Genomic DNA, 11,680 nt, shown 5'->3' with positions numbered 1-11,680 from the left:
GGCTTCTTGACCGCGTCGCGCACCGAGATCCATCCGCCCTTGGAGCCGGGAACGGCGCCTTCGACCAGGATCAGGCCGCGCTCGACATCGGTCTGAACGACGCGAAGGTTGAGCGTGGTGATGCGATCGACACCCATGTGGCCGGGCATCTTCTTGTTCTTCCAGGTCTTGCCGGGGTCCTGACGGCCACCGGTCGAACCGATCGAACGGTGCGAGATCGACACGCCGTGGGTGGCGCGCAGGCCGCCGAAGTTCCAGCGCTTCATACCGCCGGCAAAGCCCTTGCCGACCGAGGTGCCGGTGACGTCGACAAACTGGCCGACCACGAAATGGTCGGCCTGGATTTCGGCGCCGACCGGGATCAGCGCGTCTTCCGACACGCGGAACTCGGCGACCTTGCGCTTGGGCTCGACCTTGGCGACCGCGAACTGGCCGCGTTCGGCCTTCGGCATGTAGACGGTCTTGCGCGCGCCCGAACCGAGCTGCAGCGCGACATAACCGTTCTTCTCGGTCGTACGGTGACCGACCACCTGGCAATTGCCGAGCTTAAGCACGGTCACAGGGATATGCTCGCCGGCCTCAGTAAAGACCCGCGTCATCCCGACCTTTTGTGCGATCACTCCGGAGCGCATCGTCGTGCTTCCTGTTCTTTCTGTCCGCTTGAACGTTCGCGGACGGGCTTAAAGGGTTAGAGCTTGATTTCGACGTCGACGCCGGCGGCCAGATCGAGCTTCATCAGCGCGTCCACGGTCTGCGGGGTCGGGTCGACAATGTCGAGAAGACGCTTGTGCGTGCGCATCTCGAATTGCTCGCGGCTCTTCTTGTCAACGTGCGGCGAACGGTTGACGGTAAACTTCTCCAGCCGCGTCGGCAGCGGAATGGGTCCGCGTACCTGGGCGCCGGTCCGTTTCGCCGTATTCACGATCTCACGCGTCGACGTATCGAGGATTCGATGGTCGAACGCCTTGAGGCGGATGCGGATGTTCTGGCCGTTCATTGCCGTTGTCTCTTTTCTGGTTGTCGACCGCGGATACGGACGACACAGTGTCTATGGCCGGCGAATAGTGAGCAGCGAATAGCGAATAGATTTCCCTATTCGCCACTCGCCATTCGCAACTCGCCTATTCGATGATGCTTGCGACGACGCCGGCGCCGACGGTCCGGCCACCTTCACGGATCGCGAAGCGGAGCTTCTCTTCCATCGCGATCGGCACGATCAGGTGCACTTCCATCGCGATGTTGTCCCCCGGCATCACCATTTCGGTGCCTTCGGGCAGATGCACGACACCGGTCACGTCGGTGGTGCGGAAGTAGAACTGCGGCCGATAGTTGGTGAAGAACGGAGTGTGGCGTCCGCCCTCTTCCTTGGTGAGGATGTAGGCCTCGGCCTTGAACTTGGTGTGCGGCTTGACCGAACCGGGCTTGCACAGCACCTGGCCACGCTCGACTTCCTCGCGCTTGGTGCCGCGGAGCAGCGCACCGATGTTGTCGCCCGCCTGGCCCTGATCGAGCAGCTTGCGGAACATTTCAACGCCGGTGACGGTGGTCTTCTGCGTGGCGCGCAGACCGACGATATCGATTTCGTCGCCGACCTTGATGATGCCGCGCTCGACACGGCCGGTCACCACGGTGCCGCGGCCCGAGATCGAGAACACGTCTTCAACCGGCATCAGGAACGGCTGGTCGATCGGACGCTCCGGCTGCGGAATGTACTCGTCGACGTTGCGCATCAATTCGAGGATGGCGTCGTGACCGAGCTTCTTGTCCTTGTCTTCGAGGGCGGCGAGAGCCGAGCCCTTGATGATCGGGATCTTGTCGCCGGGGAAGTCGTACTTCGACAGCAGCTCGCGAACTTCGAGCTCGACGAGCTCGAGCAGTTCCGGATCGTCGACCATGTCGCACTTGTTGAGGAACACGACCATCGCCGGCACGCCGACCTGCTTGGCGAGCAGGATGTGCTCACGGGTCTGCGGCATCGGACCGTCAGCGGCCGACACGACCAGGATCGCGCCGTCCATCTGGGCAGCGCCGGTGATCATGTTCTTCACGTAGTCGGCGTGGCCGGGGCAGTCGACGTGCGCGTAGTGGCGGTTCTGCGTCTCGTATTCGACGTGAGCGGTCGAAATCGTGATGCCGCGCGCCTTCTCTTCCGGCGCCTTGTCGATCTGGTCGTACGCCGTGAACGTCGCACCGCCGGTCTCGGCCAGGATCTTGGTGATCGCTGCCGTCAGCGACGTCTTGCCATGGTCGACGTGACCGATGGTGCCGATGTTGCAGTGCGGTTTATTACGTTCAAATTTTGCTTTGGCCATTTGACTCTCCGTTCAATCGTTGGCTCGTCACCAACGACAATCAGGCAAACTTCTTTTGGACTTCTGCCGACACGTTTGCCGGCGCTTCAGCGTAGTGGTCGAACTGCATGGTGAAGGTTGCGCGCCCCTGGCTCATCGAGCGCAGGTTATTGACGTAACCGAACATGTTCATGAGCGGCACCATCGCGTTGATGACGTTGGCATTGCCGCGCATGTCCTGACCCTGGATCTGGCCGCGCCGCGAATTCAGGTCGCCGATGACCGAGCCGGTGTAATCTTCCGGCGTCACCACCTCGACCTTCATGATCGGCTCGAGCAGGACCGACTTGCCCTTCTGCAACGCTTCGCGGAAGCAGGCGCGCGTTGCGATTTCGAAGGCCAGCGCCGAGGAGTCGACGTCGTGGTATTTGCCGTCGATCAGCTGGACCTTGACGTCCACGATCGGGAAGCCCGCGACCACGCCGGAGGACAACACGCTCTCCAGGCCCTTTTCGACACCGGGGATATATTCCTTCGGCACCGCGCCGCCAACGATCTTGGACTCGAATTCGTAGCCTTTGCCGGGCTCGTTCGGCTCGACGATGATCGTGACCGCCGCAAACTGGCCGGTACCGCCGGTCTGCTTCTTGTGGGTGTAGCTGTGCTCGACCCGCTGGGTGATGCGCTCGCGGAACGCCACCTGCGGCGCACCGATATTGGCGTCGACCTTGTAGGTGCGCTTGAGGATGTCGACCTTGATGTCGAGATGGAGTTCGCCCATGCCCTTGAGGATGGTCTGGCCGGACTCGTGATCGGTCGACACGCGGAACGACGGATCTTCCGCGGCAAGCTTTGCCAGCGCAATGCCGAGTTTTTCCTGGTCGGCCTTCGACTTCGGCTCGATCGCGATTTCGATCACCGGCTCGGGGAATTCCATCTTTTCCAGGATCACCGGATGCGACGGATCGCACAGCGTGTCACCGGTACGCGCTTCCTTCAGGCCCGCCAGCGCGACGATATCGCCGGCATAGGCTTCCTTGATGTCTTCGCGGTTGTTCGCATGCATCAGAAGCATGCGGCCGATGCGCTCTTTCTTCTCGCGCGTCGAATTGATCACGCCGGTGCCCGACTGCAGGACGCCAGAGTAGATGCGGCAGAAAGTGATGGTGCCGACGAAGGGGTCGTCCATGATCTTGAACGCGAGCAGCGCCAGCGGCTCCTTGTCGTCCGCCTTGCGCACGACTTCGTTGCCGTCCTCGTCGGTGCCCTTGATCGCGGGCACGTCGATCGGCGACGGCAGATAGTCGACGACCGCGTCGAGCAGCGGCTGCACGCCCTTGTTCTTGAAGGCAGAGCCGCACAGCACAGGATAGAAGGCGCCGGTCAGCACCGCCTTGCGGATCAGCCGCTTCAGCGTCGCCTCGTCAGGCTCCTTGCCGTCGAGGTAGGCGGCCATCGCGTCGTCGTCGAGCTCGACGGCAGCTTCCACCATCTTCTCGCGATATTCCTTGGCCTGGTCGACGAGGTCGGCCGGGATATCGACATAGTCGAACTTCGCACCGAGCGATTCGTCGTTCCAGATGATGCCCTTCATCTTCACGAGGTCGACCAGACCCTTGAAGTTGTTTTCGGCGCCAATCGGCAGCTGGATCGCGATCGGGCGCGCGCCAAGACGGTCGACGATGTCGGAAAGGCACTTGAAGAAGTCGGCGCCGGTCTTGTCCATCTTGTTGGCAAAGACGATGCGCGGAACCTTGTACTTGTCGCCCTGGCGCCAGACGGTCTCGGTCTGAGGCTCGACGCCCTGGTTGGAGTCGAGTACGCATACCGCGCCGTCGAGCACGCGCAGCGAACGCTCGACTTCAATGGTGAAGTCGACGTGGCCGGGCGTGTCGATGATGTTCAGACGCTTGCCGTTCCAGAACGCGGTGGTCGCAGCCGACGTAATCGTGATGCCGCGCTCCTGCTCCTGCTCCATCCAGTCCATCGTCGCGGCACCTTCGTGCACTTCGCCGATCTTGTGGCTCTTGCCGGTGTAATAGAGGATGCGTTCCGTGGTCGTGGTTTTGCCGGCGTCGATATGCGCCATGATACCGAAGTTGCGGTAGTCCTCGATGGCATGTTGGCGGGGCATGGGCTGTTCCTTTGGGGTCCTGACTGTTCGCCGTTACCAGCGATAGTGCGAGAAGGCGCGGTTGGCTTCCGCCATCCGGTGCACGTCTTCGCGCTTCTTAACGGCGTTTCCCCTGTTGTTTGACGCATCGAGCAGCTCGGCCGAGAGCCGCTCCGTCATCGTCTTTTCATTGCGCTCGCGTGCGGCCGAGATCAGCCAGCGAATCCCGAGCGCCTGCCGGCGGACCGAACGAACCTCGACCGGCACCTGATAGGTGGCGCCGCCGACGCGCCGCGAGCGGACCTCGATGGTCGGCATCACGTTTTCCAGCGCCTGCTCGAACACCGTGAGCGGGCTCTGCTTGGTCTTGGCCTCGATCATGCCGAGCGCGCCATAGACGATGCTTTCGGCGACCGACTTCTTCCCGGCGTACATCACCGAGTTCATGAACTTCGTAATGATGACGTTTCCGAACTTCGGGTCCGGAAGCACTTCACGTTTTTCAGCGGAATGGCGGCGCGACATCTTGTTTCCTTGTCATGGCCGGGCTCGTCCCGGCCATCCACGTCCTAACTTGTTGCTCCAGATCCCCGGCTCTCGCTTGGCTCGCCCGGGGATGATCCTCGCTACGCTCCGATCACTTCGGACGCTTTGCGCCGTACTTCGAACGACGCTGCTTACGGTTCTTGACGCCCTGCGTATCGAGGACGCCGCGGAGAATGTGGTAGCGCACGCCGGGCAAATCCTTGACGCGGCCGCCGCGGATCATGACCACCGAATGCTCCTGAAGGTTGTGGCCTTCGCCCGGAATGTAGCCGATGACCTCGAAGCCGTTGGTCAGGCGCACCTTGGCGACCTTGCGCAGCGCCGAGTTCGGCTTCTTCGGCGTCGTCGTGTAGACGCGCGTGCAGACGCCCCGCTTCTGCGGCGACTGCTGCAGCGCGGGCACCTTCTTGCGCGACTTCTGGACGACGCGCGGATTTGCGATCAGTTGGTTGATCGTCGGCATGTAGCCTTCACCCTTCAGTTCGCACGAAACCGAAACCGGCTTCGCAAATTCGTTCGGGACTTTGGTCCCACCTTGTAGGCCTTGCGCAAAAAACATCCGCGCAAAGCGAAATCGCGCCAACCGCCCATCCCTGAGCAGAAAGCGCTTCGACGCCACAGAGGACCGCAAGTTCAGGCCGGATCAGCGTGAAGCCGATCAAGCTGCGCCTGGGGTCATGCATCCGATCGATTCCGTGGGGAAGTGCCCACGAAAACTGAGATCGTTACGGCAGTGCCTAGCTATATTCGACAGCGTTTGAGCGGCATTCGTCGAGGTTGGTGCCCGTCCCGAACCCATTAAATAAAGGGGCCGCTGGGGTAGTCCGTTCCGACGCAAGCGAAGCTCACCGCCTGTCGTTGAGTGCGCGGGTTCTATCGGCGCAAGACCGCCAAGTCAAGACGAAACGTCAGATGAGAGGCCTTGGAGAAGCGCTTCAGCGATAGGGAGAAATCGCGCCTTGCACCGTCCCTGTCCTGCACGCAAGCCGACACCTCCTTGGTGCACAAGAGCCGCGCCGGCTATATTTTACCCGGGTATTAATCGGCAACCCGGCATCCCATGGTGGTATCACTTCTCACCCACAATCTAAGCAGCTTGCCGGATGGCCCGACGACCGGGGCTAGTCCTCCTCCTCGTCCTCGTCCTCGTCATCCTCGGCCGTGCCGTGCTGCTTGAGGCTCTGGTCATCCCAGAGCTGACGGTACATGCCGCCTTTGGCCAGCAACTCCTCGTGAGTGCCGCGCTCGATCGCCTTGCCGCCTGAAATCACGATGATCTCGTCCATATCGACCACCGAGGTCAGGCGGTGGGTGGAAAACAACATGGTCCGCCCCTTGGCGAGCTTCATCAGCGTCTTGTTGATGGCGGCTTCCGTGGTCTGGTCCAGCGCCGACGTCGCCTCATCCAGCAGCAGGATCGAGGGATCGCGCACGATCGCCCGCGCGATCGCGATGCGCTGGCGCTGACCGCCCGACAGGGTATCGCCGCGCTCACCGACCTGGGTATCGTATTTCTGCGGCAGCCCCATAATGTAGCGGTGGATCTCGGCCTTGCGAGCCGCCTCCTCCACCTCCTTGTCGGTCGCGCCTTCCTTGCCGAGCCGGATGTTCTCGCGGATCGACATGTTGAAAAGCATGTTCTCCTGAAACACGACCGCCATGCTCTGGCGCAGGGATTCGCGCGTCACTTTGCGGATATCGACGCCGTCGATCGTGACGCGTCCCTCGTCCGGCACGTAAAGCCGGAGGATCAGATTGAGCAGCGTGCTCTTGCCCGAACCGCTGGGGCCGACAATGGCGATGGTCTTGCCGACGTCGAGCTTGAGGCTGAGTCCGTCGAGCACCGGCGTCTCGCTCCCCTCATACTGGAAGGTCACGCGCTCGAACGAGATGTCGTGGCTGATGCGCGGCAAATCGGGGGCGCCGGGACGGTCGGCGCCGCGGGTCGGCTCATCGAGCAATTCCTGGATGTGACGCACCGCGGCTGCCGAGGAGATCGATACCGGGATGAAGTGCATGACATGGGCGATGTTGTAGGAGACTTCCCAGAACGCGCTTTCGAACGTCACGAAGGTTCCGACCGTGATCTGGCCCTTGGTGGCGAGGTAGGCGCCGATCGCAAGCACCACGAGATGCAGCAGCAGCACCGAAATGGTCACGGTGCGTTCGACCATGGTCGACAGGAACGCCGCTGAGGCAATCTTACCCCGCGTCTCGTCGTTGCGCAGCCTGAACCAGCCGAGCGTCTTGCGCTGAAGCATGAAGGCTTTGACGACCGCTTGCGTTGCAATGTTTTCCTGCACCATGCCAAGCAACGAGGCCTCGTTGAGCTTCTGCTCGTAATTGGCCTGAACAGCCTTGGGCGTGATGATGCGCGGACCGATCAGCGTGATCGGAAACACCAGAAGCGAGATCGCGGCGAGCTGCCAGTTCAGAAACAGCATCAGGATGATCCCGGCGATCAATTCCAGGAACGGCAGTGCGGCGTAACTGGCAAAACCCTTCACCGATCCCTCGAGGGCCGCCATATCGACCGAAAACCGCGACAGGATCTCGCCGCGCTTGGTACGCTGGAAAAACGCCGCCGGCAGGTTCTGCAGGTGTTCGAACAGCTGCTTCCGCACATCGGAGAGCACGGCGGCTCCGAGACGGGCGTCCCACCGCTCGTACCAGATCGCGACGATCGAGGTGATGATGCCGGCCACCGCCAGCACCGACAGAATCCGGATCAGCGCCTCGAAGTCTTCCTCACCGAGCGCATCGTCGATCAGGAATTTCAGGCTGAGCGGCATGATCACATTGAACAACGTCTCGACCATGACGCCGATGCCGACGAAAACGATCAGTTTCTTGTAGTTGCCGAGATAAGGTTTGACGAAAGCGTAGATCGTCGCCAGCGCGCCGGCCGCTTCGCGGGCGGTATAGACGACGAGTTCCTCATCGTCCTCGTCGTCGAGCTCAAGCGCGTCCTCCTCATCCTCTTCTTCGTCGTCCGGCGGGAGCTTGGATGCCAGGCCGGCGGCCAATTTTTTTTCGGCCGCCACGGCATCGGGAGCGTCCGCGGACGCTGCGACGGGTTCACCCGAGGTGGAAGGCTTGGGAGCCATGAAACCAACCGAAGCTGCACGGCCGGCATGACCGCAAGAGAATGAGAGGAACGTGCTAGTGTGGCGGTTCAGAAGTCCGCATTATTTATGCCGCGGGTCCGTCATGCGGACTTCTGAACCAAAGCCACACTAGATCAATAAGTCGGCTAGTGTCCTTTCGATTCCGAAGTTCGAAACGTGGCTCCGAGAAGGATTACGAACTTCGGACTCGGGACACTAGGCTCGTCCCATCCTATGCGATCGGCGCGTATTCGGCAAAAAGATTGGTGCGGGTAACCTTACTTGCCGCGCCTCATTCGTCGTCTTCGTCATCGACCTTGTCGAAGAACGAATAACGCAAGGATTCGGAATCGGCGTACCACTCGCCCGGCCCCTTGTTGGCGGCAAGAGTTGCCGCCCACAACGCATCCGTGCAGTCGTGGCGATGCATCGAAAGGTCAAACCCGTTGCCGAAGAACAACTCCGACCATTCCCACCAGGTGCCGAGCTTCTTCACACCGCGCAACAGATCGTAACGATCGATCAATGCCGCCGGCATATCGGATGTGACAGATCCGAACACCAGGCCGGTTTTGACGACGCGGTTGAGTTCACGGATGGCTTTCACCACGCGGTTCTCGGCGACATGACAAAGGCTGGTCTCGAACACGAAATCGAATTCGCCGTCCTTGAACGGCAGATCGGTGATCGAACCGAGCTTGTTGAACTTCTTCAGATCCTTCGGCGTCTTTGCGTGAATGGCGCGGTTGTTCTCGACGCCCCAGGCATCGATTCCCCGCGCCCGCAGCGCGCCGACCAGTTCGCCGCTGGCAGATCCCGCGATCAGAAGCTTGTAGCCCTTCGCCCTGCCCCAGACGATCTTGATCAGATCGGCGAGATAGGCCGGGTCGGTGAACTGGCTCCAGACCTCGTGATAAGGTCCCTGCCCGCGGTAATTCTCGAAATAGCCGCGGTCGATCTTGTCCGACAGCGGCCTGTCGTTCGCGCCGCGCTGGCGACGGAGCTTCATCATCTCGGTCACGATGATGTCGGTCGCGGCATCGGAAGAATCCAAGAGACCGTTGAGCGTCGAATCGAACAGATAGTCGCCGACCACCACCAGGCCGGGATGCTGCTTCGGCTCCGGGCGATGGTTGGTCATCACGTCGCGCGCCGGCATGCCGCCGGGCAACGCATTGACCGATGACAGCCAGCGATGCGTCTTGGCCTCGACAAAATGCGCGCGCGCATCGCCCAGCGATGCCGGCAACGATTTCAGTGCGGCCTCGATCAGCGCCTGATCATCCAGATTGGCGAAAGCGAGCGCGTCCGAGCCTGCGATCAGCCAGTTGAGCACGCCATGACGGCCGACGTTGTGGCGCGAACCCTCGTTGTAGACGCAGCAGCCGCCAAACGCTTCCGACATGAACCACGAGCCCGGGATCTTGTCGCCCCAGAATGGTTCGTCGAACAGGATCGAGACGCGCAGGTAATGGGCGGGCCGGTCGAAGTAAGCGACGTGCTTGACCATCGACTTGCGCAAGTCTTCGCCGTCCCAGCCCATGGTGGCGAGCCAGGAATGCGGCAGGCACATCAGCACGAGATCGAAATCCCGCGTCTCCGGGCCCTTGCCGTTCATCATGTTGAGGCGATAGCGGCCGCCATCGGTCTTGCCGACCTTGAGGACGCGGTGATTGAGCTGGACGTCGGCATCGACCTCCTCTTTGAGGCAATCGATCAGCTGTTCATTGCCGTTCTGGATCGAATAGAGGCCGATGTAGCCGTCGATATCCATCACGTAGTTCTTCAGCGCATTGAGGCCGTTGGTGTTGTGGCTCTCGGTGGCGATGTCCGAGCGCGCCATCGTCTTGAAGAAGCGCCGGGCGGTCGGATCATCGACCTCGCGGTCGAGCAGCTGTTCCGCCGTGATGTAGGCCCAGGGATGTTCATTGTCGTGCGAGCCGATGCCCTCGTAATATTCGATCGGCGACACCATCTGGCTGCAACGCTTGCGGAACGTCTCGATGGCGTCAGCGGTCTTGGCCCCGTATTTGCGGCGCATGCCGGCGACGTCGTTGAGCAGCTCGCCGTCGAGCTGGACCTGCTCGGCATCCATCGGAATGGTCTGCAGGCCGAAATGCTGGATCAGCTCGCGCAGCGGATCGGGACCCGTCATCGAGTAGTCGTAGATTTCGGCTACGCCCGCTTCATAGATCGCCGGCGCGGAATCAAATCGCCCGGTGAGGACCTTGCCTCCGAGCCGATCCGACGCTTCGAAGATCGTGACGCGACAAAGGTCCCCCAGCTTCTTCTTCAGGTACCACGCGCTCATCAGGCCGCCAGGCCCGCCGCCTACAATTGCTAGATCCAACATCTGTTTCCGGTAGTTCCGGCCCCCGCCGTCGTCGGCTGCCACCCCACAGGCGCCGAACTTAAGTTATTTGAGATGAAGCGCTTTTTTCCCTGAAGGAAAGATGAACGAACCCGCCAAGTGAAGCAGAATAGGTAAAAAATAGCAAAAAAAGACCGGCTTTCGCCGGTCTTTCCGTAGTCTTGCGGAGTGCTGAGCCGGCCTATTCGGCCGGGGGCAGCGCCAGCGGCTCGACTTCCGGCGCCGCCGGTACGATTGCCGCCTGCTTTTCGCGCTCGTCGAGGATCAGCTTGTCGCGCTTCATCGCGACTTCGCGGATCTTGGCCATCGAGGCACCGGTGCCGGCCGGGATCAGGCGGCCGACAATGACGTTTTCCTTGAGGCCTTCCAACGGGTCGACCTTGCCGTTGACGGCGGCTTCGGTGAGCACGCGGGTGGTCTCCTGGAACGAGGCCGCCGAGAAGAACGAGCGGGTCTGCAAGCTCGCCTTGGTGATGCCGAGCAGAACCGGCGTTCCCGTGGCGGGCTTCTTGCCCTCTTCCTTCGCCTTGGCGTTGAGCTGGTCGAACTCGATCTTGTCGATCTGCTCGCCGGCGATCATGTCGGTCTCGCCCTGATCGGTGATTTCCACCTTCTGCAGCATCTGACGGACAATCACTTCGATGTGCTTGTCGTTGATGAGCACGCCCTGCAGCCGATAGACCTCCTGGATTTCGTTGACCAGATAGGCCGCGAGTTCCTCGATGCCCTTGATCGCCAGGATGTCGTGCGGAGCCGGATTGCCCTCGACGATGAAATCGCCCTTTTCGACGATGTCGCCGTCCTGCAGATGGATGTGCTTGCCCTTCGGGATCAGGTACTCGCGCGTCTCCTCGTTCTTGTCCAACGGCTCGATCGAGAGGCGGCGCTTGTTCTTGTAATCCCGGCCGAAGCGGATGGTGCCGGCGATTTCGGCGATGATTGCCGCATCCTTCGGCTTGCGCGCTTCGAACAGTTCGGCCACGCGCGGCAGACCGCCCGTGATGTCGCGGGTCTTGGCGCTCTCGGTCGAGATACGCGCCAGGATGTCGCCCGGCATCACCTTGGCACCGACGTCGACCGACAGGATGGCGTCGACCGACAGCATGTAGCGGGCATCGCCGCCACGCGCGAGCTTTGCGACCTTGCCGTCCTTGCCCTTGACCACGATGGCCGGACGCAGGTCCGAACCACCGCGTGTCGTGCGCCAGTCAATGACCACGCGCTTGGCGATACCGGTCGATTCGTCGAGCGT

8 protein-coding genes and 1 pseudogene are annotated in these 11,680 nt (G+C 61.5%); all 9 read right to left on the bottom strand.

Going from position 1 to position 11,680, the window contains the following annotated elements; translation table 11 throughout:
- The coding region (rplC, locus tag VFL62_RS08210) for a 50S ribosomal protein L3 (RefSeq protein ID WP_325171870.1) at nt 1–632 on the bottom strand (632 nt) is incomplete at its 3' end.
- Nucleotides 633–688: 56 nt separating this feature from the next.
- Nucleotides 689–997 (bottom strand): 30S ribosomal protein S10, encoded by a 309-nt coding sequence (gene rpsJ, locus VFL62_RS08205; RefSeq protein WP_072823595.1) that lies wholly within the window; start codon nt 995–997, stop codon nt 689–691.
- Nucleotides 998–1,121: 124 nt separating this feature from the next.
- Nucleotides 1,122–2,312, bottom strand: a complete 1,191-nt coding sequence (gene tuf / locus VFL62_RS08200; protein WP_325171869.1) for an elongation factor Tu — start codon at nt 2,310–2,312, stop codon at nt 1,122–1,124.
- 40 nt (nt 2,313–2,352) lie between these two features.
- Complete coding sequence (gene fusA, locus VFL62_RS08195) at nt 2,353–4,425, bottom strand: elongation factor G (protein WP_325171868.1); 2,073 nt, start codon at nt 4,423–4,425, stop codon at nt 2,353–2,355.
- A gap of 33 nt (nt 4,426–4,458) precedes the next feature.
- On the bottom strand, nt 4,459–4,929 hold the full coding sequence (gene rpsG, locus VFL62_RS08190) for a 30S ribosomal protein S7 (RefSeq protein WP_325171867.1): 471 nt from the start codon (nt 4,927–4,929) through the stop codon (nt 4,459–4,461).
- 112 nt (nt 4,930–5,041) lie between these two features.
- On the bottom strand, nt 5,042–5,413 hold the full coding sequence (gene rpsL, locus VFL62_RS08185; protein WP_008969396.1) for a 30S ribosomal protein S12: 372 nt from the start codon (nt 5,411–5,413) through the stop codon (nt 5,042–5,044).
- A gap of 658 nt (nt 5,414–6,071) precedes the next feature.
- Nucleotides 6,072–8,057: an ABC transporter ATP-binding protein gene (locus tag VFL62_RS08180; RefSeq protein ID WP_325171866.1), complete on the bottom strand. Its 1,986-nt coding sequence runs from the start codon at nt 8,055–8,057 to the stop codon at nt 6,072–6,074.
- A 292-nt stretch (nt 8,058–8,349) separates the two neighbouring features.
- A complete protein-coding gene (locus VFL62_RS08175) occupies nt 8,350–10,410 on the bottom strand; it encodes an FAD-dependent oxidoreductase (protein ID WP_325171865.1) in 2,061 nt (686 codons plus the stop codon).
- Between the two features lie 199 nt (nt 10,411–10,609).
- A pseudogene (locus VFL62_RS08170) lies at nt 10,610–11,680 on the bottom strand (DNA-directed RNA polymerase subunit beta'); the annotation flags it as partial.

It is taken from the genome of Bradyrhizobium sp., assembly GCF_035701725.1.
Classification (GTDB): domain Bacteria; phylum Pseudomonadota; class Alphaproteobacteria; order Rhizobiales; family Xanthobacteraceae; genus Bradyrhizobium.
This window is presented reverse-complemented; position numbering and strand designations above follow the sequence as displayed.

Excerpts from the sequence above, each read along its gene's own strand:
- rpsJ (WP_072823595.1), bottom strand. The coding sequence starts at position 997 with ATGAACGGCCAGAACATCCGCATCCGCCTCAAGGCGTTCGACCATCGA.
- tuf (WP_325171869.1), bottom strand. The coding sequence starts at position 2,312 with ATGGCCAAAGCAAAATTTGAACGTAATAAACCGCACTGCAACATCGGC.
- fusA (WP_325171868.1), bottom strand. The coding sequence starts at position 4,425 with ATGCCCCGCCAACATGCCATCGAGGACTACCGCAACTTCGGTATCATG.
- rpsG (WP_325171867.1), bottom strand. The coding sequence starts at position 4,929 with ATGTCGCGCCGCCATTCCGCTGAAAAACGTGAAGTGCTTCCGGACCCG.
- rpsL (WP_008969396.1), bottom strand. The coding sequence starts at position 5,413 with ATGCCGACGATCAACCAACTGATCGCAAATCCGCGCGTCGTCCAGAAG.
- VFL62_RS08180 (WP_325171866.1), bottom strand. The coding sequence starts at position 8,057 with ATGGCTCCCAAGCCTTCCACCTCGGGTGAACCCGTCGCAGCGTCCGCG.
- VFL62_RS08175 (WP_325171865.1), bottom strand. The coding sequence starts at position 10,410 with ATGTTGGATCTAGCAATTGTAGGCGGCGGGCCTGGCGGCCTGATGAGC.